Raw genomic sequence first — 21,376 nt, 5'->3', positions numbered from 1 at the left:
GAGTTGATGATTTCAGCTCAAATCTGATTGCAATTGTCTGATACTCGGAATTTCGGTGTATCGGACAACGCGATAACCCGCCTCGTGAAACATTGCGTCTCGTTCTGCGTCTTCTTGTTCTTTGCCAATATGTGAAGGATCATCTAACTCTATAATTGCAATGACTTGCATGTCTGCATTTAAGATTACAAAATCAGTCACTTTACGATTAAACAGCGCACGAATTTTATAGTGGCTGTTAGTAATTAATGCGCTAAATGCCACTTGCGCCAAGATGTGATGCTCAGGAAAAGCCTGTTTTAAACGCATAAACATTCTGCGTTCAAAAGCCGTCATAATCGGTTTGGAATAAAAACTTTTCTTTGGAAAAAATAATGGCTTAAAAATTAAGATAAACAGGGCAAGGCTTGCCAAGCTGCCAATAAGCAAGAAAGTCAATTGACTGGATTCAAACATAGATGATGCGGTGCCGTTAGACCCAAATAAACAGCAGGAATAAAAAAACCCACGTCATACTGCGTGGGTTTTTTAATAAATTTGGCTCTCCCACCTGGGCTCGAACCAGGGACCTGCGGATTAACAGTCCGTCGCTCTACCGACTGAGCTATGGGAGAATCTGATACGCATTCTATGTGGGTATATGTTTTTGGTCAAGCTGGAATTGAAAAAAAGCGTTAAAAAGCAGATTAATTGCTTTAAAAATAAGCGCCTAGCCAGTTTTATAGCACTTTAAAGTGACTGAATCGCTTTTATATAATCTTCGCGTGTTTGTAGAGGGTTAGTTTTGCGACATAAATTAATTAATTTCAGCATCTTTTGCTGGGTCAGGTCTGCTTTCACTTGGTTTTGAATTTGTCTTAATGTTGCTTGTTGCTGTACTTTCAGATCTCGACTGCATTGATACAGACGTTCATACATGAGCGCAGCAGCAGTTTTATTGCTTTCAGATTTTTGTGTGCATTGAAAAATTGAAAAAATCACCACAATCAGAATTGTCCAAAAAATCAGGGATTTTAACCAAGGCGCTTGCATGGGCTTTCAAGTTTTATTGTTTTTGATGCACTTAAGGTAGCGAAAAAATAGAGACATCACAAGAGGAGCTGCCCGATCTTCATCGCATGTTTTTTAATTTTAATTTATGGAGGAGTTGGGCATGTTCAATTCGATTAGAACATCATATCCACTATAAAAACGATAAAAATTGCAAAAAAATCCCACGTCATTCTGCGTGGGATTTTTAGAATCTTGGCTCTCCCACCTGGGCTCGAACCAGGGACCTGCGGATTAACAGTCCGTCGCTCTACCGACTGAGCTATGGGAGAATAGATTGGCTCTCCAACCTGGGCTCGAACCAGGGACCTGCGGATTAACAGTCCGTCGCTCTACCGACTGAGCTATTGGAGAATCTGTGGGGCATTTTAGGGATGAAAGTTTAAGTCGTCAACATCTTCATCATTAGAAATGGATTGTTTGCGTTATAAATATTCATTTCATTGGCAAAAAATAAAAAAACTGCCCATAACGAGCAGTTTTTCTATATAAAAAATAGAAATTATTTTTCTACACCAGCTTCTTGACCTGCGTATTTCGCATTTGCGTAATCCCAGTTTACAAGGCTTTCTAAGAAAGTTTTGATGTAAGCAGGACGTGCGTTACGGAAGTCGATGTAGTAAGCGTGTTCCCAAACGTCAATTGTCAATACTGCAACTTTGCCGTGTGCCATTGGTGTGTCGGCATTTGAAGTTTTCATAATAGAAAGTTTGCCATTCACTTCGTCAGCCACTAACCAAGCCCAACCTGAACCGAATTGAGTGGTTGCTGCAGCAGCAAATTCTTCAGCGAATTTTTCGTAAGAACCGAAAGCTTCATCAATTTTAGCAGCCAAAGCACCAGTTGCTTTACCGCCACCGTTTTTCGCCATACAGTTCCAGTAGAACGTGTGGTTCCAAACTTGCGCTGCGTTGTTGAATACCCCAGCTTTAGCTGCATCACCTGCAGTTGCTTTGATAATTTCGTCTAAAGTTTTACCTTCAAGCTCTGTACCCGCGATCAAGTTATTTAAGTTCACAACATAAGTGTTGTGGTGTTTATCGTGGTGGTATTCTAAAGTTTCTTTGCTGATGTGTGGAGCAAGATCTTCGTAACCGTATGGTAAAGCTGGTAAAGTAATGGTTGTCATGTTTTCAATTCCTTGCATTTTGCTGGGTTTTAACATTAAGTGGTTCTATTGTAATAGATTTCGAGATAAATTGCGCATTAGGTTTAAATAACCATACAAAATTAGACTCGAATGTATACATCTAAAGACGATGTTAAAAACAGCTGTCATTTGAGTGAAATGTTAGGTGAAACAGTGTATTAAATTGGGTTATTTAATTCAAAATAACTATACTCAATATTAAACTGTTCTGAAATAGCTTTTGCGAGTCTTTGTACACCGTAGCGCTCAGTCGCATGATGTCCGCAGGCATAATAATGCACACCTAATTCTTTGGCTTCATAATAAGTGCGTTCACTGACTTCGCCCGAAATAAAGGCATCACAACCTTGTTCAGCCGCTTTGCCAATAAAATCTTGTGCTGCACCAGTACAAAAACCTATTTTTTGAATTTGACTTTTTTCGGCAGGAAGATGAATGGTATTAAAGCCTAAACGTGCTGTAAGATAATCACGAAATTCGCTTGCACTCATGGCTTGCTTTAAAAAACCAATATTGCCAATAGGATGACGTTCACTCGGGTCTAGGGCTTGCAAATTTTCTAACGCTAAACATTCAGCAATGGCTGCGTTATTGCCTAGACTTGGATGTGAATCGAGCGGTAAGTGATAACCGACCAAAGAAATATCGTGTTGGATTAAACTTTTGATGCGTTTACCGCGCATGCCTGTAATTGGGTAAGGTTCGCCTTTCCAAAAATAGCCATGATGCACCAACAATAAGTCTGCATTTTGCGCAATTGCGACCTCGATAGCTTCTTGAGAGGCGGTTACTGCACAAAGAATTTTTTGAACGTCAGACCTGCCTTCGATTTGTAAACCGTTTGGCGCGTAATCTTTAAATTCATGTGTATTTAAAGTTTGATCACACCATTGAATAATTTCTTTTAATTGCGCCATAACTCTCTCAAATTGCACATATTTAGCGAATATCAAAACATATTTTGTATTGTAACTAAAGCAAGACAAAACTCTTGGGCTTTTTTATGTTTCTATTTGTATTTCGTTTTACAATAGCTCATTCAATGACTTAATCATCAAAAAAATTTATTTAGAGGTACAAAACGTGCGCCGGACCTTTACCTGGTTACCTTGGGTGTTACTCATTCTAGTCATTATTGGCTTTGTGACTTGGCAACAGCTGCAAAAACCGAAAGCGCCTGTAGCTGCCGATGGGGTCAAAATGCCTGCCGAAAAAGTTGAACCATTAATTGATACAACACGCACGGGTAGGGTGGTGTCGTACAGCGCTGCGGTAAAAGTGGCTGCGCCAGCAGTAGTGAATATTTTTACCACACAAAAAGTCAAACAGTTGGATCATCCATTACTGAATGACCCTGCGTTTCGTGAGTTTTTTGGTAACCAGTTGCCCGATCAATTTAAGCAAGGTCCAAATGAAAACAGTTTGGGTTCTGGGGTAATTGTTCGTCCAGACGGTTATATTTTGACAAATAACCATGTGATTGCGCAGGCAGAACAAATTGTGGTGGCATTGCATGATGGCCGTCGTGCTGAGGCAAAAGTTGTTGGTACTGACCCAGATACGGACTTGGCGGTAATTAAAATTGAGTTAGAAAAATTGCCAGTCTTGCCATTTAAACTCAGTGGTAATGAAGTTGGCGATGTGGTCCTTGCGATTGGCAACCCGTTTGGGGTAGGGCAAACGGTGACTCAGGGAATTATTTCTGCCACAGGTCGTTCTGATTTAGGCATTAATACCTATGAAGATTTTATTCAAACCGATGCGGCAATTAACCCAGGTAACTCTGGTGGTGCATTGATTGATGTGGCAGGGAATTTAATTGGGGTAAATACTGCAATTTTCTCACAATCGGGTGGTTCATTAGGCATTGGTTTTGCAATTCCTGCGCAAGTGTGTCAGCAAGTTTTAAACTCTATTTTAAAAGATGGACGTGTGGTTCGTGGTTGGTTAGGTATTAGTTTATTGCCTGTAGAACAAGACAATATTTTAGAGCCTGCACAAGGCGGTGTAGTGGTTGCAGATGTACTGCGTGGTGGCCCAGCTGCAGAAGCTGGTTTAAAACGTGGTGATAAAATTCTGAAAGTAAATAATGAAGCGATTACCTCAACTTCGCATTTAATTAATTATGTGGCAGCACAAGCACCAAACAGCACAGTCACGGTATCGGTAGAGCGTGGTGAAGAGGCACTAGATTTACAGGTCGCTGTAGGTGAACGAAAAGTACAAAATTCAGATAAGCAATTTATTCCATTGCCTGAATAATGTATTGATCATCCGTAAAAAAGCCCTGCCAGTAGCAGGGCTTTTTTGTGGTAGGAATCCAATAGAAGTTGCTACATCGCCTAAATGTATTCACTTTTGTATAAATCGAAGCGATGCCGTATTTAAGTTTATGGGTTTATCTGTAAATATCAAGATGTTGTCCTGCCTCAATCCAGAGCAGAACCTAGAAGATATTGAAGTCCTGTTTAATATGTTTATTCAGTATCAAAGCTGCATTCTCTTAACTACTAGGTTTTTCTTTAATTTATGCTGGATAAGAATAAAAGAGAGAGCAAAATTGCAAAGAAGTTTTTGAATAGAAGCTCTGTCTGATAAAAGATAGATATAAAAAACAGCGGCCTAGACCGCTGTTTTAAATTATTTTGAAATTATTGCTCTTGTTGAATACCTGCCACTAACCAGTCTTGGTTTGAACCTGCAGGTTTTACAAAGTGCCAGATTTCTGTAAATGGCTGCGGTAGGCTGTTCAGGTCTTCGCTGACCGTACCAGTAAAGCGTACACTCACTACATATTGACCATTTTCAGTTGCTGAATCGACCACCATTGCATTCAAGTTAGAAAACTCTGCTACATCTTGGTCTTGGTTCGCCATAATATCTTGATACATTGACTGATATAAATCAGGTGTTAAATAACGCTGAATTTCTGCGATATTACTGGCGGTGTTCATAGACTGAATATGGTTAAAACGCTGACGTGCAACACGTAAGAAAGCGGCAGGCTCAGAACCATCAGGCAATTGATTGCCACTGTTAGTATAAGCTGTGCCGAAAGGAGCATTGTTATTTGCTGCTTGGCTAAAAGGAGCTTGTGTTGCAGTTGCAGAACCACCTACAGACTGACCAAAAATATTGGTGTTGTCGTTACGCGGAGCAGCATTTGCTGGAGTTTGCGCAAACGGTGCCTGATTGGCACCGCTGTTTGGCGCATACGGGTTAGGCGTTAGTTTTTTTTTTGCGCCCATCTTACGGAAAATGAAGAAGGCGACAGCAGCAGCGAGTAAAATCCAAATCCAGCTTGGAATACCACCTTTTTCCTCTTGTGCTTCGGCTGCACTGGCTTGGTCATCTGCCAAAGCATTCGCAGCAACAGCACCAATCGCTGCACCAGCAACACCTGCTGCAACCATACCACCTACGCCTGGGCCAGATTTTTGCTGAGCAGGAGCAGGTTGTTGTGCTGGCGTTGTTTGGCGAGGTTGTTGGTAAGACTGAGTTGGGGCTGCAGAACGGCTCATACCATGACTTTTACCGCCACCTGCACGTTTTGCTTCTGCTGCCAACGGTGCTACCAATAAGGTCGCTGTAAGCATTGCTGCAATCAAACCACGCTGTCGAACTTCCATCAAATTTTCCTATATTAAAATAAAGTTAAGCTGTGTATTTATGCAGGCATTTGCTACGAATTTCAATATAAAATCGGTATTTTTTCTACAAATGTTGAGAAATACATAGTGAAGTGAATACGGCTAAAAAGTCTTTAGAGATTTTCACTTAAACTCATGGCTTCACTTAAAGCTTCATGCAAACGAGCTACCGCAATAATTTGCACACCTGCAATGGCTTTTTGTGGTGCATTGCCACGAGGCACAATAATGTATTTAAAGCCATGCTTAATGGCTTCTTTTAAGCGTTCTTGACCATTAGGCACAGGGCGGATTTCGCCCGACAAACCGACCTCACCAAAAACAGCCAATTGTTGTGGTAGGGCTTTGCCTCGTAAGCTCGAAGCACAGGCCAGTAATACTGCAAGGTCAGAGCCTGTTTCGGTAATTTTTAAACCACCAACCACATTTACATACACGTCTTGCCCTGAGGTTTGCACACCACCATGTCGATGCATGACCGCCAACAACATATTCAGACGGTTTTGCTCCAAACCTAAAGCTACACGTCTAGGTTGACCATGTGCATCATCCACCAAGGCTTGTACTTCAACCAAAAGGGGACGTGTACCTTCGCGGCTAATCATGACAATCGAACCTGGGATTGCTTCATCATAACGACTTAAAAATATCGCTGATGGATTGGCGACTTCACGTAAGCCTTTATCGGTCATGCCAAAAACACCCAGCTCATTCACTGCGCCAAAACGGTTTTTGACGGCCCGAATCATACGGTAACGAGAGTCTGACTGACCTTCAAAATATAGGACACAATCGACCATGTGTTCCAAGACGCGTGGCCCTGCCAAAGCGCCTTCTTTGGTCACGTGACCCACAATAAAGAGTGCTGTGCCACTGTTTTTTGCAAAGCGAGTTAGAAGTGCCGCCGATTCACGAATTTGTGAAACGCCACCTGGTGCAGATTGCAACGTTTCGGTATATAAAGTTTGAATTGAGTCTAAAACAGCCACAGCAGGGCGTTCATGCGCAAGCACTTCGCAAATACGTTCAACACAGGTCTCTGCCATGACTTTGAGCTGATCTGTGGGTAAGTCTAAGCGTTGAGCACGTAATGCCACTTGTGAAAGCGATTCTTCACCCGTGATATATAAGGCGGTGTTGTTGGCCGCAGCCATGTGAGTTGCAGTTTGCAGCAAAATGGTCGATTTACCGATACCTGGGTCACCACCAATGAGCACCACCGAACCTGTAACCAAACCACCACCCAATACACGGTCAAACTCACCAATGCCTGTGGTTAGTCTGGTTTCATGCGAAACAGATACTTTGTTTAATGTAGTAATTGCTGCAGCTTGTCCTGCATAGCCACCGCCCATTTTGGGTTGGGCACGATGCGTGACTGCAGGTGCAATACTCACTTCATTCAGCGAGTTCCACTCGCCACATTCCGAGCATTGTCCTGCCCATTTAGGATGATCTGCGCCACATTGTTCACAGCGATAGACACTTTTTACTTTTGCCATAAGTCCAGTCGTTGTATTTATTTGAAAACTGGCTACAGCATACAGAGTAAAGGCGGGGAATTGAATGTTATCTTGATCTTTCAAGGAAAATCATACAACCACAATGGTGATTGTATGATGGGTAAGGATGAAATTACATTTGTAGCTAAGGCTTAATACAACTCGCCAGATTTGCGTTTGGCAATAAAGTCCTTAGATTCTTTGGCAATCACACCAGACAGTAATAATAAGGCAATCAGGTTCGGAACAGCCATTAAACCGTTAAAGGTATCGGCAAATAACCAAACGAGATCGAGTGTCGCGATGGTACCAATGAACACCGAAGCAATATAAATCAGGCGGTAAATCAATACGTATTTTTCGCCGAATAAATATGTACAGCATTTTTCGCCATAATAGCTCCAACCGAGAATGGTGGAATAGGCGAAGAAAATAATCCCGAATGTAACGACCCAACCACCAAAGCCTGGCAATAACTGGTCAAAAACCTGTGTGGTGAGTACAGCGCCTGTTGCACCACCAAAGCTATTGCCTGCCATAATGAAGCCCATCACCAAAACAATCCCCGTGATGCTACAAACAATAATGGTATCAATGAAGGTACCTGTCATAGACACTAAACCTTGACGCGCAGGGTGGTCGGTTTTTGCAGCCGCAGCAGCAATTGGGGCAGAACCCATCCCTGCTTCGTTGGAGAATACGCCACGTGCAACCCCGTAACGAATTACTGCACCAATTGCACCGCCCGCAACCGCTTCACCAGTAAAAGCATCACGGAAAATTAGCTCGAGTGCAGGCACCACAAGGTGTAAATTATTCAGGATGATAATTAAACCGCCTGTAACATACAGAATGGCCATAATTGGAACAATCACCGAAGAAGCTTTGGAAATTGAGCTAATTCCGCCCAAAATCACCAAGGCAGAAAATACGGTAATCACCACACCTGTAATCCAAGTTTCTACACCTAAGCTATTTTCAACTGCTAAAGCTACGGTGTTGGATTGTACTGAACTACCAATTCCAAACGAGGCGACTGTGCCAAAAAAGGCAAAGATAATCGCCAGCCATTTCCATTTTAGTCCACGCTCAATGTAGTACATTGGGCCGCCTGACATTTGCCCTTTTTCGTTTTTAATACGGTATTTAACCGCCAAAACACCTTCACCATATTTGGTCGCCATACCAAACAGGGCAGTCATCCACATCCAAAACACTGCACCCGGGCCACCGAGGACGCAAGCCGTTGCAACACCTGCAATATTTCCCGTACCAATGGTGGCAGAGAGTGCAGTCATGAGTGATGCGAAATGTGAAATATCACCCTGCTCTTTTTGAGCTTTGTCGTGTTTGCAAAAGACTTGTTTAAAAGCCAGTGGCAGCATACGGAATTGCCAAAACAATAAGCGAAAGGTGAGGAAAACGCCCGTTCCCACAATGAGAACTAGCATGTATGGACCCCAGACCCAACCGCTTAAGGTTTCCATCATCGATTGTAAATTTTGCATAAATTTCTTCTTATAAACGCAGTGTATAAATGCTTAGTTTGTGACAGTAATTGAACAATTGTAAAAATTAAGCAAGTGATATGCCAGTTTTTAAACTTCATGTTAAAAGAACTTGGTGTTAAGCACGCTATATTTTTTGCATAGTTTTTAGATTTTGACAATTGATGCCTAGAAATAAAATTAACTTTATCTGTGTGTGAAGTCGCATTTTTTTAGAGCTGACAAAGTCAATCAATGCTTGCAGAGTGGCAAGTAAGCTAGAATTTTTACTAAGCTCAATATAATCTCTCTGCATTAGCACTTTGGTCACGGCAGTGATCGCGCTATACTTCATTGAAAATATTTTATAGGTGGTCAGATGCGTACCGTCATTTGCTGCATGAGTGTTTTGCTTACAACAGTGGTTTTGGTCGGTTGTGGTCAGTCAGGTACATTACAGTTACCCAATGACCCAAATTACGACAAACGCGCAAAATATTTGTTATATCCAGATGCTGCGCCTAAACGTGCAACGCAATCGGCAACATCTTCAGACACAGCCGTACCTGTGCAACAGCAGTTTGCTGCACCTGCTGCATCTACATCGACTACACCTTAACGCTTTCTAGATAAAGGATACATTCATGAGTTTTACCCGCATTCAAGGGGTTTTGCACGCCGAGCAATGTTCGCTACAACAACTCGCACAGCAATTTGGCACACCACTCTATGTTTATTCAAAAGCGACTTTTGAAAAGCATTATTTAGATATGGATCGTGCTTTCCACTTTATCGATCATCAAATTTGTTTTGCGGTAAAGTCAAACTCGAATCTTGCGGTATTGAATGTATTGGCTAAGTTGGGTGCAGGTTTTGATATTGTGACAGGCGGTGAATTGGCGCGTGTTCTCAAAGCAGGTGGTGATGCATCGAAAATTGTTTTTTCAGGTTTAGGTAAAACTGAAGCCGATATTCAAAAAGCGTTGGAAGTTGGGATTGCCTGCTTTAACGTAGAATCGCATGCAGAATTAGACCGTATTCAAAAAGTTGCGGCAAGCATGAATGTCAAAGCACCAATTTCATTACGGGTTAACCCAGATGTCGATGCCAAAACCCATCCTTATATTTCTACAGGCTTAAAAGAAAACAAGTTCGGGATTCCGTCTGATTCGGTATATAGCACTTATGAATATGCGGCTTCTTTAGCAAACTTAGATATCGTTGGAATTGACTGTCACATCGGTTCACAATTGACCGAAACACAACCGTTTGTCGATGCTTTAGATCGCGTGATTGTGATGATTGATACCTTAAAAGAAATGGGTATTCAGCTAAAACACATTGATATTGGCGGTGGTTTAGGGGTGACTTATAAAGATGAAACTCCACCAACGGTTGAAGAATATGCCAATGCTTTACGTCCCGCTTTAGAAAAGTTAGGTCTTAAAGTGTATATGGAACCGGGTCGTAGTATCTCTGCCAATGCGGGCGTGCTGCTAACAAAAGTTGATTTACTCAAACCGACCAATCATCGTAACTTTGCGATTATTGACGCTGCCATGAATGACTTAATCCGTCCTGCGTTATATGAAGCGTGGATGGACATTCAGCCCGTCACCCCACGTACGGATGTTGAAGCGCTAGAGTGGGATGTGGTTGGTGCAATTTGTGAAACAGGTGACTTCTTAGGTAAAGAGCGTCAGCTTGCGATCAAAGAAAATGATGTTTTGGCTGTGATGGGTGCGGGTGCATACGGTTTTGTGATGAGTTCTAACTACAACAGCCGTGGCCGTGCAGCCGAAGTCATGGTCGATGCAGATCAAGTACATTTAATTCGTGAACGTGAAAGCATTGAATCGTTGTGGGAAAGAGAGCGTTTATTGCCATAAGGGGAATTCGAGATGTTATTAGAATTTACCAAAATGCATGGTCTGGGCAACGATTTCATGGTGGTTGATCTCATCAGCCAACGTGCTTATTTGGATGCATTGACTATTCAGCGCCTTGCAGACCGTCACTTTGGGGTTGGCTTTGACCAACTCCTGATTGTGGAACCGCCCGATTTGCCAAATGTTGATTTTAAATATCGCATTTTCAATGCCGATGGTTCTGAAGTGGAGCAGTGCGGCAATGGTGTGCGTTGTTTTGCGCGTTTTGTGCATGAACGTCAGCTTACGACCAAAACTAAAATCAAGGTGCAAACCAAGGCAGGCATTGTAGAACCTGAATTGGGGCAAAATGGTTGGGTGCGGGTGAATATGGGCTATCCAAAATTCTTACCGCATGAGATTCCATTCATTGCAGATGAGCCTGATAATTTATACGACATCGCGCTGAAAGATGGTGCTGCATTGACCATTGATGTGGTGAATATGGGCAATCCGCATGCTGTGACCATTGTGCCCGATGTATTGACTGCCGATGTGGCAGGAATTGGCCCACAAGTAGAATCACATGAGCGTTTCCCGCAGCGCGTCAATGCAGGTTTTATGCAAATCATTGACGAAAAACATGCACGTTTGCGTGTGTTTGAACGTGGCGTGGGTGAAACCTTGGCTTGTGGTACAGGTGCATGTGCTGCAGCCGTTTCGGGTATGCGTCGAGGCTTATTGTCTAATTCAGTTGAAATTGAACTGGCAGGTGGTAAGTTGCAAATCGAATGGCGTGAAGGTGATGTGGTATGGATGACAGGGCCAACTGCTAACGTCTATCACGGTCATTTGGATTTAAATTATTTTCAGGGTTGATGCTTCGTTCTAACATGAACGGATGATTAATCTTACTTAAAAGCACGATTCAAAACGAATGGTGCTTTTTTGTATCTTGCGGCACGGATCAGGTATGCTGTACCGAACGTCATTCTAAAAACTTCTACTCATTATGCCGCAACTGATTTTTTTACCTGGCGCTTCAGGCAATACCGCATTTTTTCATCCTCTAATCGAAAAGATTGAAAAATTGCCGTGGCAGAATGTTGTAAAAATTGTGGCTTATCCTGAGTTTAATCATCAACCTGCACATTCACAGGTACATGATTTTGCAAGTTTGCAGGCTTATGTGTTGGCGAATATCCCAGATGATTGCATTATCATTGCACAGTCGATGGGTGGTATTTTTGCAGTTGCTGCCGCGTTGCAATATCCAGAAAAAGTGAAAGGATTGGTATTGGCTGCAACATCTGGTGGCATGGATTTAAGCAGTTTTCAGGCGCAAGATTGGCGACAAGACTATAAAGTAAGTGATTTAAATTATCCTGACTGGTTTGTTGAGGCAAAAGTCGATTACACAGCAGACTTCGCTAAAATCCACATGCCTATTTTGTTGTTATGGGGCGATCAAGACCCGATAAGTCCACTGGCTGTAGGTGAGTTTTTACAACAACAATTTCCACACACCGTATTAAAAATTGTACATGGTGGTGATCATTTGTTTTTAGAAACACATGCAGATCAGGCGGCTGAACACATAGCTGACTATTTATCACAGTTTGCGACAGTTCAGCAATCGGAGCGTGACTAATGTACGATCCGCAGCAACTATTAAATATGTGGCTGAAAGAGCGTGAAATACAACAACAGTCACCACATACAATAAAAGCCTACGCGCGCGATTTAAATGATTTTTTTAGCTTTTGTGAGCAACAACAACTTGCCTTATATGATGTAGAAGCTGCAGATTTGCGCCATTATTTAGCGCAAAAAGTAGAACAGCAACAATTAAATAGCAGCAGTTTGCAGCGCATGTTGTCAGCGATTCGTCAGTTTATGAAATGGGCAGAGCATGGACAATATTTACAATTTAATCCAATTGATAATTTTCAGCTAAAACGTCAGCCAAGCCCTTTGCCAGGTTTGATTGATATTGAAACAATTCATCAAATTTTGGATCAGCCAGAACCTGAAACTGAAGTACAACAACAAATGTGGCGGCGCGATAAAGCGATTTTAGAATTGCTATATTCGAGTGGTTTACGTTTAGCAGAAGTACAAAGTTTACGTATCCGCGATTTAGATTTTAACCGTCAATTGCTGCGCATAACAGGTAAAGGCAATAAAACCCGCATTGTGCCTTTTGGTCGTAAAGCCAAAGATGCAGTGATGCAATGGTTACAGATTTATCCTCTGTGGCAGGGCGATTTTGTACCCGATGCAGCATTGTTTATTACCCAAAAAGGCGAACCTTTAAAAGCACGCCAAATAGAAAATCGGGTGAAGTTTCAGGCACGGCGTGCAGGTGTCAATGTCGATTTACATCCGCACTTATTACGACATTGTTTTGCCAGTCACATGCTGTCTAATAGTGGTGATATACGCGCCGTTCAAGAAATGCTAGGGCATAGTAATTTAAGTACCACACAAATTTATACCCATGTCGATTTTGACCATTTGGCACAAGTGTATGATCAGGCGCATCCACGTGCCCATAAAAAGTAAATTTTGCGACAATTTAGGTGAATAGGCACTATTTTTGCTTGTGGTAGGTAGGGCTTTACAATTTGCAAATGCGTTTATTTAGGATGTAAGTCGCAATGCAAGAGCGCTTTCACTAAGATGTCATTGCAACTATTGTAGAATAATAAAAACTTGCGTTATGCAGTATAAAGAAGCAGAAAGAGTGGGTCACACGAATAATAGACATGGATGACATTATTTTTTGTTCCACTGCATAACACTTTGGATATCAAATGATAGGCAAAACCATGATTTCAAATCTTCAAGTAAAATATGACCAGCTCAGTCCGAGTCAAAAAGAAATTTTTGCTGGCTATGGATTACGTCAGGTAAAACACTTTGTAGAGATTAGCTTGCCTATGATTGAGCAAGAATTGCCAGCGCATTGCCAAGTTCAGGGCATTAATGCAGAAGGTAAAATGCAAGCGATCAACCCACAGACTCAACAAAGCTATTTATGGATTTCAGATCAACAGTGGCAAGAACGTCCAAACAGTGCCAGTAAAATTGACCTGAAAGAAGACTTTTTGGCGGTTTGGGAAATTTTTAATTTACAGGCCTATGAGCTGATTGATTTAAGCCATATTCACCGTGATTTCCTAGAAACTCAGCAAGTTTAAGCTGAGTTTTTTTATGCCTTAAATCATGAAGGTAATGGGGTTGTAGTGCATTGATACTCATTAAAATACAAAAGATTGCTTCTTTCTTATCCAATAAAAGCTTCAATGTTGTGAAGTGAACTAACAGTCACATTTAAAAAGGGTGTTTTTATCAGGAAAAAATAAGCAAATAAGGGCAGTTTCTATCTTTAATGACAGTTTAGTTAACGGTTTTTATGTAAGGAATTTGCATGTTTTGTAGACATCTCTGTATTTAAACTATTTTTCAATCAATCTTGCTGATGTTATAAATCAATAACAAAAATAATATAAATCAAAGTTTAAAATTAAATATATAATCGTCTTTTGGTTTGTTTATTTTTAGAAATAAAAAAGTATGAACGCATCGTTCAGTTAATTTTGGTCATTTTTAGAGTTGTTTAGACAATTCAGACTTGACCGAAATGCCAATCACATAGCAAGATAGGACACCTAAAAAATTTAAAGCGAAGAGTTATTATTAACTTTTCTCAATATTTACTTTTGCTAAAACAGCCGAGGATTACATGAAGGCTCTTGTTGCTGTAAAACGTGTGGTAGATGCCAACGTTAAAGTTCGCGTTAAGCCGGATAATAGTGGAGTTGACCTGACTAACGTTAAGATGTCAATTAACCCATTCTGTGAAATCGCAGTGGAAGAGGCGGTTCGTTTAAAAGAAAAAGGAACTGTTTCAGAAATCGTAGTGGTATCCATTGGTCCTAAAGAAGCGCAGGAACAAATCCGTTCTGCAATGGCACTTGGTGCAGACCGTGGTATTTTGGTTGAAACAGCCGATGAGATTGGTGCACTTGAAGTGGCTAAAATCTTAAAAGGTGTTGTTGAACAAGAACAGCCACAACTTATTCTCTTGGGCAAACAAGCCATTGATGACGACTCTAACCAAGTTGGTCAAATGCTCGGCGCTTTACTGGGTGCAGGTCAGGGTACTTTTGCTTCAGAAGTTAAGGTAGAGGGCGATAAAGTTCAGGTTACACGTGAAATTGACGGTGGTTTACAAACTGTTGAGCTTACACTTCCTGCAATCATCACCACTGACTTACGTTTGAATGAGCCACGTTATGCGGCACTTCCAAACATCATGAAAGCACGTAAAAAACCGCTAGACACTAAATCTCCTGGAGATTATGGCGTTGCAACAGGTTCTAAGCTGAAAACTGTAAAAGTTGAAGCACCTGCTGAGCGTAAAGCGGGCGTACAAGTGAAATCTGTAGACGAACTTGTAGATAAATTGAAAAACGAAGCGAAAGTGATCTAATACAGAAGGATAAAAATCATGAGTATTTTAGTTATCGCTGAGCACGACAATAAAGCACTAAATGGTGCAACATTAAACGTTGTTGCTGCAGCTCAAAAAATCGGTGGTGATATCACTGTATTGGTTGCGGGTTCTGGTGCACAAGCAGTAGCAGACCAAGCGGCTAAAGTTGCAGGCGTAAGTAAAGTATTACTTGCCGACGATGCAGCTTATGCAAACCAATTGGCTGAAAACGTAGCAAAACTTGTTGCAGAATTAGGCAAAGGTTATAGCCATATCCTTGCTGCTTCTACAACAACAGGTAAAAACATTTTACCGCGTGCAGCTGCGCTTCTTGATGTTAGTATGATCACAGACATCGTCGCTGTAGATTCTGCAAAGACATTCAAGCGTCCAATTTATGCAGGTAACGCGATTGCAACTGTAGAATCTTCAGAGGCGATTGTGGTGGGTACTGTACGTGGTACAGCATTTGACCCAGTGGCTGCAGAAGGTGGTTCGGCTGCGGTTGAAGCTGCTACTGTGACAGGTGATGCTGGTATTTCTAAGTTCGTCTCTGAAGAAATTGTGAAATCAGAGCGTCCAGAATTAACTGCAGCTCGTATTGTAGTTTCTGGTGGTCGTGGTGTAGGTTCTGGTGAGAACTATCACAAAGTACTTGATCCATTAGCAGACAAACTTGGTGCAGCACAAGGTGCTTCACGTGCAGCAGTAGATGCAGGCTTCGTACCAAACGACATGCAAGTAGGTCAAACAGGTAAAATCGTTGCACCTGATTTGTACATCGCTGTAGGTATCTCTGGTGCGATTCAGCACTTGGCAGGTATGAAAGATTCTAAAGTGATCGTTGCGATCAACAAAGACGAAGAAGCGCCAATCAACGCAGTAGCTGACTACTGGTTAGTGGGTGACTTGAACACTGTTGTTCCAGAATTGGTTTCTAAAATCTAATTACTGAACACAGTCTATAACGCCTCTATGTGAATAACATAGAGGCGTTTTTTATTGTCTTTTTTTTAATATTCTCGATTCATTTCGTTGTATTTTTAATTTAGACGCAGTGATTAGCTATAAGTGCATCATGTGAACTAATCGTATATGTGGGTACATATTGAGCACGCGGATGCTGAAGATATTTTGACGTTACGCTTAAAAATATGACGCACTTTTGTTTCTTGGGTGTGAATATGATTTACCTAAAAAACCACCATTAAATTTAAGTAAATTAACAAGATTAAGATCATCTCTAAAGCACAAAAACACAGGCGTATATGCTATAATTTTTCGCTAGTTTTTATTTTTAGCCTGCATTTTAGGCTAATCATTTGCAAGTTTTACGACATATAAAATGCAAGCAAAATTTGTTTGCAGAATAAGGAGTATGCATGAGCGTATCGGAAATTAGACCGATTGCCATTGAGGATGAACTCAAGCACTCGTATTTAGACTATGCGATGAGTGTGATTGTATCACGTGCGCTGCCAGATGTACGAGATGGTCTAAAACCTGTGCATCGTCGTGTGCTATTCGCAATGCACGAATTGGGCAATGACTACAACAAAGCTTACAAAAAGTCTGCCCGTGTAGTCGGTGACGTTATCGGTAAATATCACCCACATGGTGATTATGCAGTTTACGAAACGATTGTTCGCATGGCGCAAGATTTCAGTTTGCGTTATCAATTGGTCGATGGTCAGGGTAACTTCGGTTCGATTGATGGCGATAGTGCTGCAGCTATGCGTTATACCGAAGTCCGTATGCGCAAACTTACCCACGAATTGTTGGCCGATTTAGAAAAGGACACCGTCGATTGGGAAGATAACTACGACGGCTCTGAGCGTATTCCTCAAGTAATGCCAACTCGTATTCCAAACCTATTGGTCAATGGTGCTGCAGGTATTGCGGTGGGTATGGCGACCAATATGGCACCGCATAACATGACTGAAGTGGTGCATGCATGTTTGGCTTATGCAGACAACCCAAATATTTCAATTGAAGGGCTAATGGAACATATTACTGGTCCAGACTTCCCTACAGGTGGCATCATCTACGGTAAATCAGGCATTGTCGATGCTTACCGTACAGGCAAAGGCCGTTTGCATATTCGTGGTAAGTATCATTTTGAAGAAGATCAAAAGTCTGGTCGTACCACCATCGTCTTTACTGAAATCCCTTATCAGGTCAATAAAGCCAAAACCATTGAGCGTATTGCTGAACTGGTAAAAGAGAAGAAACTCGAAGGTATTTCAGAACTACGTGATGAGTCTGATAAAGAAGGGATGCGTATTGCAATTGATCTGAAGCGTGGTGAAAACGCTGAAGTGATTGTGAATAACCTATTCTTGAATACACAATTAGAAAACTCATTCAGCATCAACATGGTTTGCCTAGACAATGGTCAGCCAAAATTGATGAACCTGAAAGATATTATTGCGGCATTTATTCGTCACCGCCAAGAAGTGGTGACCCGCCGTACCATGTTCGAGTTGCGTAAAGCACGTGAACGTGGGCACATTTTAGAAGGCTTAACCGTCGCATTGGCCAATATTGATGCCATCATCGAAACCATTAAATCTTCTGCCAACCCAGCCGAAGCGCGTGAGCGTTTACAGGTAGGCGAATGGGCAGCAGGCGGTGTAGTCGCATTATTAGAAAAAGCTGGTTCCGTGTCTATTCGCCCAGATGAAATTGAAGGTGAAGATTTAAGCCGTCCATTTGGTTTAGGTGGAGATGTTTACCGTCTTTCTCCAGCGCAGGTCGGTGCGATTCTGGAACTGCGTTTACACCGCTTAACCGGTCTGGAACAAGACAAGTTACATGCAGAATATTCTGAAATTCTGGCGCAAATCGCTGAATACACCGCTATTTTAAATGACTTTAATTTATTGATGGCGGTGATTCGTGAAGAGCTGGCGCTGGTATTGCAGCAATATGGCGATGCACGTCGCACTGAAATTGTTGAATCGCGTATTGATTTCTCGCGTGAAGATTTAATTCCTGAAGAGCAGGTGGTGTTAACCGTTTCACAATCCGGTTATGCCAAGACTCAGCCATTGTCCGATTATCAGGCTCAGCGCCGTGGTGGTCGTGGTAAGTCTGCCACAAGCATGAAAGAAGATGATTATATCCAGCATCTGATTGTCACCTCGAACCACGCGACCGTACTGTGCTTTACCGATGTCGGTAAGGTCTATCGCCTGAAAGTATTTGAAGTGCCACAAGCTTCACGTGGTTCGAAAGGCCGTCCAATGGTCAACCTGTTGCCATTAGATGCCAATGAAACCATTACCGCGATTCTGCCAGTAATTGATGCACCGAAGAAATTCAAAGAGCGTCTGGCCGATTTCCGTAGTTTTGTGAAAGCCAATGCGGCACATCTACAAACCAACGCAATCATTGCTGCACATTATGCAGAATTAGAAGCAGCATTTGCTGAATTAGCAGATGGAGATGATTTATCTGACGCATTACGTGTGCAATTGAAACAATTGGGTGTAGAGCTTTCTGCAACCGATTTAGATGATGAAATCATTGCAGAATTTGCATCACAAGCAGAAGCCTTGCGTAAAAACTTCTATGTCTTTATGGCAACGGCATCGGGTACAGTGAAACGTGTTGAATTGGAACAATTCAGTAACGTGCGTTCGAATGGTTTACGTGCCATTGAATTAAATGAAGACGATACCTTAATTGGTGTTGCAATTACCGATGGCGAACAGCAAATTATGTTGTTCTCTAATGAGGGTAAAGCCATTCGTTTTGCTGAAACCGATGTACGTTCAATGGGCCGTGCGGCAAAAGGTGTACGTGGTATGCGTGTTAGCTTTGGTTCAGCGCAAGTTGAAGATGTCGAAGATGCAGAAGTAGATAGCGATGATGAAGATAATTCAGATTCAGCACTCATCAGTCGTATTGTATCGCTAGTTGTAGTACCAGAAACAGGCGAAGTTTTGTGTGCTTCGGCGAATGGTTATGGTAAGCGTACACCTGTAGATGACTTCCCAACCAAAAAACGTGGCGGTAAAGGCGTGATTGCCATTAAGACCTCTGAACGTAATGGTGAATTGGTGGGTGCAGTTGCGATTGATGAAAGCAAAGAGCTGATGCTGATTTCTGATGGCGGTACATTAGTGCGTACTCGCGCTTCTGAAGTGGCACAAACAGGTCGTAATGCACAAGGTGTGCGTTTAATCCGCTTAGGTGAAAACGAAACATTGGTGGGCGTAGAGGCGATTGAAGCTGTGGAAGAAGAGGATGATTTACTGGACGAGGCGCTCAATGCAGAATCTTCAGAAACTCCTGCAGCTGCTGATGTGCAAGCGGAAGATGCTCCAGTAGAAAACAATCTAACTGAAGCTGCTTTAGATGATCAAAACTCAACTGACTAAAGTGTGAGCGCAAGATGCTCGCATTGCATGAATTAAGGACGCTTCGGCGTCCTTCTTCTTATGCCGCATAAATGGAAATAAACATGACGATGAAAATACGATGTGTAATATGCGCTACAATTTTAAGTTTAGCAGGCTGTGGTCAGGTACAAGACAATGTGCCTGAACCGACAGAAGCACAACAACAGGTTGCATTCTCAGCATATACCGACCTACAAAAGGGGCAATACGAGCAATTTTTGTCACATTTAGAACCTGAGTTACAACAGTATTTTCAGGAGAATCAACGGGTCATGAAAAAATTCACTAGTGCCATTCCTAAAGATACAGAGGGTTCCCGCACCTTAATGATCAAGAAAATTGAGCAGCAAGCCAATCACAGTCAGCAATACAAAGTCAGCTATGAAATTGCCTATCCTAAAAACTTGGTGCAATACGATGTCAGTTTTGATGAGGGAATAAATGCGCTAACCGCAAAGAATCAACCTAAAATTCGGAATTTAAATATTCAGGTCTTTGGTGAGTAAATAAATTTATTGTGCATAGCTGATGTCAAAATGTACATTGTGCGAAAATTGATTAAGATTGATTTTATGACTGCATCTGCCACTTGGCATTGAAATAATTTTATGCAAGTCAGGGCAAGATGTGGTTAAATGCCATCATTTTATTGTGTTTCACATAGATAAGGAAAAATCATGCGCGCGTACAATTTCTGTGCTGGTCCTGCTGCATTACCTACAGCCGTTTTAGAAAAAGCCCAAGCTGAAATGCTAGATTGGCATGGCAAGGGACTTTCCATTATGGAAATGAGCCATCGTAGCAAAGACTATGTGGCAGTTGCAGAAAAGGCAGAAGCAGATTTACGCACTTTAATGAATATTCCTGAGAACTACAAAGTATTGTTCTTGCAAGGTGGTGCATCGCTACAATTTTCTGCAATTCCATTGAATTTGTTGGGTAAAAATAATAAGGCAGATTATATCCATACGGGTATTTGGTCTGAAAAAGCTTTAAAAGAAGCGCAGCGCTATGGCGATATTCATGTCGTTGAAGCAGGCATTCAGATTGAAGGTAAGCATGCCATTAGCGAACAAAGCCAATGGAACTTATCGAGCGATGCTGCCTATGTGCATTATGCAGATAATGAAACCATTGGTGGTTTACAGTTTGCCAATATTCCTGAAACGGACAAGCCGTTAGTATGTGATTTCTCATCAAGCATTTTATCTGCACCTTTAGATATCTCTAAATTTGGTCTAATTTATGCAGGTGCGCAAAAAAATATTGGCCCAGCAGGCTTAACCATCGTGATTGTACGCGAAGATTTACTTGATCAAGCCAAGCCTGAAACTCCGAGCATTTTGGAATATTCAGCACAGGCGAAAAACGGATCAATGGTGAATACACCTGCAACTTATGCATGGTATTTATCTGGTTTAGTATTTGAGTGGCTATTGCAAAACGGTGGAGTAGATGCGATTCATCAAGCTAACCTAGAAAAAGCGAAACTGTTATACGGTTATATCGATTCAAGCGATTTCTACGCGAATCCAATTTATAGCGCAAACCGTTCAATTATGAACGTTCCGTTTACTTTGGCTGATGCCGCACTAGAAAAACAATTCTTGCAAGAAGCTGAAGACAACCGTTTGTTGAACCTGGCAGGTCACCGTTCTGTAGGTGGTATGCGCGCAAGTATTTATAATGCAGTGCCATTAGAAGGCGTACAAGCTTTGGTTAACTTTATGGATGACTTTGCAAAACGTCATGGTTAATAGAA

19 protein-coding genes and 3 tRNA genes are annotated in these 21,376 nt (G+C 41.8%); 12 read left to right on the top strand and 10 right to left on the bottom strand.

Annotated features, from left to right (window positions below; translation table 11 throughout):
* Nucleotides 1-12 precede the first annotated feature (12 nt).
* The 7 genes from L6C30_RS01165 to L6C30_RS01135 all read right to left on the bottom strand — a co-directional run bounded on the left by L6C30_RS01165 (nt 13) and on the right by L6C30_RS01135 (nt 3,117).
* Nucleotides 13-456 (bottom strand): DUF2726 domain-containing protein, encoded by a 444-nt coding sequence (locus L6C30_RS01165; protein ID WP_070154074.1) that lies wholly within the window; start codon nt 454-456, stop codon nt 13-15.
* A gap of 82 nt (nt 457-538) precedes the next feature.
* Nucleotides 539-614 (bottom strand) — tRNA-Asn (locus tag L6C30_RS01160).
* Nucleotides 615-729: 115 nt separating this feature from the next.
* Entirely contained in the window at nt 730-1,032 is a 303-nt protein-coding gene (locus tag L6C30_RS01155; protein WP_019837418.1) for a hypothetical protein, read from the bottom strand.
* A 214-nt stretch (nt 1,033-1,246) separates the two neighbouring features.
* Nucleotides 1,247-1,322 (bottom strand) — tRNA-Asn (locus L6C30_RS01150).
* A gap of 6 nt (nt 1,323-1,328) precedes the next feature.
* A tRNA-Asn gene (locus tag L6C30_RS01145) sits at nt 1,329-1,404 on the bottom strand.
* A 148-nt stretch (nt 1,405-1,552) separates the two neighbouring features.
* Nucleotides 1,553-2,179, bottom strand: coding sequence for a superoxide dismutase (locus L6C30_RS01140; protein ID WP_070154187.1), 627 nt, complete (start codon nt 2,177-2,179; stop codon nt 1,553-1,555).
* Nucleotides 2,180-2,358: 179 nt separating this feature from the next.
* Nucleotides 2,359-3,117 carry a Nif3-like dinuclear metal center hexameric protein gene (locus L6C30_RS01135; RefSeq protein ID WP_070154075.1) on the bottom strand — a complete coding sequence of 253 codons (759 nt, stop codon included), beginning with the start codon at nt 3,115-3,117 and terminating at the stop codon, nt 2,359-2,361.
* Between the two features lie 166 nt (nt 3,118-3,283).
* Here L6C30_RS01135 and L6C30_RS01130 point away from each other — a divergent pair, with 166 nt between their 5' ends.
* Nucleotides 3,284-4,462, top strand: a complete 1,179-nt coding sequence (locus L6C30_RS01130) for a S1C family serine protease (protein ID WP_070154077.1) — start codon at nt 3,284-3,286, stop codon at nt 4,460-4,462.
* 389 nt (nt 4,463-4,851) lie between these two features.
* Here the strand turns inward: L6C30_RS01130 and L6C30_RS01125 are convergent, their stop codons facing one another.
* The 3 genes from L6C30_RS01125 to L6C30_RS01115 all read right to left on the bottom strand — a co-directional run bounded on the left by L6C30_RS01125 (nt 4,852) and on the right by L6C30_RS01115 (nt 8,860).
* Nucleotides 4,852-5,829 carry a Tim44 domain-containing protein gene (locus tag L6C30_RS01125; RefSeq protein ID WP_070154079.1) on the bottom strand — a complete coding sequence of 326 codons (978 nt, stop codon included), beginning with the start codon at nt 5,827-5,829 and terminating at the stop codon, nt 4,852-4,854.
* Between the two features lie 134 nt (nt 5,830-5,963).
* Nucleotides 5,964-7,352 carry a DNA repair protein RadA gene (radA, locus tag L6C30_RS01120; protein WP_070154081.1) on the bottom strand — a complete coding sequence of 463 codons (1,389 nt, stop codon included), beginning with the start codon at nt 7,350-7,352 and terminating at the stop codon, nt 5,964-5,966.
* A 152-nt stretch (nt 7,353-7,504) separates the two neighbouring features.
* Nucleotides 7,505-8,860, bottom strand: a complete 1,356-nt coding sequence (locus L6C30_RS01115) for a sodium:alanine symporter family protein (protein WP_019837960.1) — start codon at nt 8,858-8,860, stop codon at nt 7,505-7,507.
* Nucleotides 8,861-9,218: 358 nt separating this feature from the next.
* Between L6C30_RS01115 and L6C30_RS01110 the strand changes: the two genes are divergently transcribed.
* The 11 genes from L6C30_RS01110 (at nt 9,219) to serC (ending at nt 21,371) form a co-directional block, all read left to right on the top strand.
* Entirely contained in the window at nt 9,219-9,458 is a 240-nt protein-coding gene (locus L6C30_RS01110) for a lipoprotein (RefSeq protein ID WP_004971884.1), read from the top strand.
* 25 nt (nt 9,459-9,483) lie between these two features.
* Nucleotides 9,484-10,728, top strand: a complete 1,245-nt coding sequence (gene lysA, locus L6C30_RS01105) for a diaminopimelate decarboxylase (RefSeq protein WP_019837958.1) — start codon at nt 9,484-9,486, stop codon at nt 10,726-10,728.
* Nucleotides 10,729-10,740: 12 nt separating this feature from the next.
* Nucleotides 10,741-11,586 carry a diaminopimelate epimerase gene (dapF, locus tag L6C30_RS01100; protein WP_019837957.1) on the top strand — a complete coding sequence of 282 codons (846 nt, stop codon included), beginning with the start codon at nt 10,741-10,743 and terminating at the stop codon, nt 11,584-11,586.
* A gap of 133 nt (nt 11,587-11,719) precedes the next feature.
* Nucleotides 11,720-12,358 (top strand): alpha/beta fold hydrolase, encoded by a 639-nt coding sequence (locus L6C30_RS01095; RefSeq protein WP_019837956.1) that lies wholly within the window; start codon nt 11,720-11,722, stop codon nt 12,356-12,358.
* Nucleotides 12,358-13,272, top strand: a complete 915-nt coding sequence (xerA, locus tag L6C30_RS01090; RefSeq protein ID WP_236162174.1) for a site-specific tyrosine recombinase/integron integrase — start codon at nt 12,358-12,360, stop codon at nt 13,270-13,272. The genes L6C30_RS01095 and xerA overlap by 1 nt, the downstream gene beginning before the upstream one ends.
* 266 nt (nt 13,273-13,538) lie before the next feature.
* Nucleotides 13,539-13,910: a hypothetical protein gene (locus L6C30_RS01085; RefSeq protein WP_026438221.1), complete on the top strand. Its 372-nt coding sequence runs from the start codon at nt 13,539-13,541 to the stop codon at nt 13,908-13,910.
* Between the two features lie 545 nt (nt 13,911-14,455).
* The gene (locus L6C30_RS01080; protein WP_026438220.1) at nt 14,456-15,205 is read left to right on the top strand and encodes an electron transfer flavoprotein subunit beta/FixA family protein; all 750 of its coding nucleotides are present in this window, start codon (nt 14,456-14,458) and stop codon (nt 15,203-15,205) included.
* An 18-nt stretch (nt 15,206-15,223) separates the two neighbouring features.
* Nucleotides 15,224-16,156 carry an electron transfer flavoprotein subunit alpha/FixB family protein gene (locus L6C30_RS01075; protein WP_004971866.1) on the top strand — a complete coding sequence of 311 codons (933 nt, stop codon included), beginning with the start codon at nt 15,224-15,226 and terminating at the stop codon, nt 16,154-16,156.
* Between the two features lie 434 nt (nt 16,157-16,590).
* Nucleotides 16,591-19,593, top strand: coding sequence for a DNA gyrase subunit A (gyrA, locus tag L6C30_RS01070; protein ID WP_236162175.1), 3,003 nt, complete (start codon nt 16,591-16,593; stop codon nt 19,591-19,593).
* Nucleotides 19,594-19,676: 83 nt separating this feature from the next.
* Nucleotides 19,677-20,120 (top strand): DUF3887 domain-containing protein, encoded by a 444-nt coding sequence (locus L6C30_RS01065; protein WP_236162176.1) that lies wholly within the window; start codon nt 19,677-19,679, stop codon nt 20,118-20,120.
* Between the two features lie 171 nt (nt 20,121-20,291).
* Entirely contained in the window at nt 20,292-21,371 is a 1,080-nt protein-coding gene (gene serC / locus L6C30_RS01060) for a 3-phosphoserine/phosphohydroxythreonine transaminase (protein WP_070154092.1), read from the top strand.
* The last annotated feature ends 5 nt before the right edge of the window (nt 21,372-21,376 follow it).

Source organism: Acinetobacter sp. KAM396 (assembly GCF_021602765.1).
Classification (GTDB): Bacteria; Pseudomonadota; Gammaproteobacteria; order Pseudomonadales; family Moraxellaceae; genus Acinetobacter; species Acinetobacter towneri_A.
Note: the sequence above shows the minus strand (reverse complement) of the source record. Positions and strands in the feature narration are given on the sequence as shown.

Excerpts from the sequence above, each read along its gene's own strand:
- L6C30_RS01165 (WP_070154074.1), bottom strand. The coding sequence starts at position 456 with ATGTTTGAATCCAGTCAATTGACTTTCTTGCTTATTGGCAGCTTGGCA.
- L6C30_RS01155 (WP_019837418.1), bottom strand. The coding sequence starts at position 1,032 with ATGCAAGCGCCTTGGTTAAAATCCCTGATTTTTTGGACAATTCTGATT.
- L6C30_RS01140 (WP_070154187.1), bottom strand. The coding sequence starts at position 2,179 with ATGACAACCATTACTTTACCAGCTTTACCATACGGTTACGAAGATCTT.
- L6C30_RS01135 (WP_070154075.1), bottom strand. The coding sequence starts at position 3,117 with ATGGCGCAATTAAAAGAAATTATTCAATGGTGTGATCAAACTTTAAAT.
- L6C30_RS01125 (WP_070154079.1), bottom strand. The coding sequence starts at position 5,829 with ATGGAAGTTCGACAGCGTGGTTTGATTGCAGCAATGCTTACAGCGACC.
- radA (WP_070154081.1), bottom strand. The coding sequence starts at position 7,352 with ATGGCAAAAGTAAAAAGTGTCTATCGCTGTGAACAATGTGGCGCAGAT.
- L6C30_RS01115 (WP_019837960.1), bottom strand. The coding sequence starts at position 8,860 with ATGCAAAATTTACAATCGATGATGGAAACCTTAAGCGGTTGGGTCTGG.
- L6C30_RS01110 (WP_004971884.1), top strand. The coding sequence starts at position 9,219 with ATGCGTACCGTCATTTGCTGCATGAGTGTTTTGCTTACAACAGTGGTT.
- lysA (WP_019837958.1), top strand. The coding sequence starts at position 9,484 with ATGAGTTTTACCCGCATTCAAGGGGTTTTGCACGCCGAGCAATGTTCG.
- dapF (WP_019837957.1), top strand. The coding sequence starts at position 10,741 with ATGTTATTAGAATTTACCAAAATGCATGGTCTGGGCAACGATTTCATG.
- L6C30_RS01095 (WP_019837956.1), top strand. The coding sequence starts at position 11,720 with ATGCCGCAACTGATTTTTTTACCTGGCGCTTCAGGCAATACCGCATTT.
- xerA (WP_236162174.1), top strand. The coding sequence starts at position 12,358 with ATGTACGATCCGCAGCAACTATTAAATATGTGGCTGAAAGAGCGTGAA.
- L6C30_RS01085 (WP_026438221.1), top strand. The coding sequence starts at position 13,539 with ATGATTTCAAATCTTCAAGTAAAATATGACCAGCTCAGTCCGAGTCAA.
- L6C30_RS01080 (WP_026438220.1), top strand. The coding sequence starts at position 14,456 with ATGAAGGCTCTTGTTGCTGTAAAACGTGTGGTAGATGCCAACGTTAAA.
- L6C30_RS01075 (WP_004971866.1), top strand. The coding sequence starts at position 15,224 with ATGAGTATTTTAGTTATCGCTGAGCACGACAATAAAGCACTAAATGGT.
- gyrA (WP_236162175.1), top strand. The coding sequence starts at position 16,591 with ATGAGCGTATCGGAAATTAGACCGATTGCCATTGAGGATGAACTCAAG.
- L6C30_RS01065 (WP_236162176.1), top strand. The coding sequence starts at position 19,677 with ATGACGATGAAAATACGATGTGTAATATGCGCTACAATTTTAAGTTTA.
- serC (WP_070154092.1), top strand. The coding sequence starts at position 20,292 with ATGCGCGCGTACAATTTCTGTGCTGGTCCTGCTGCATTACCTACAGCC.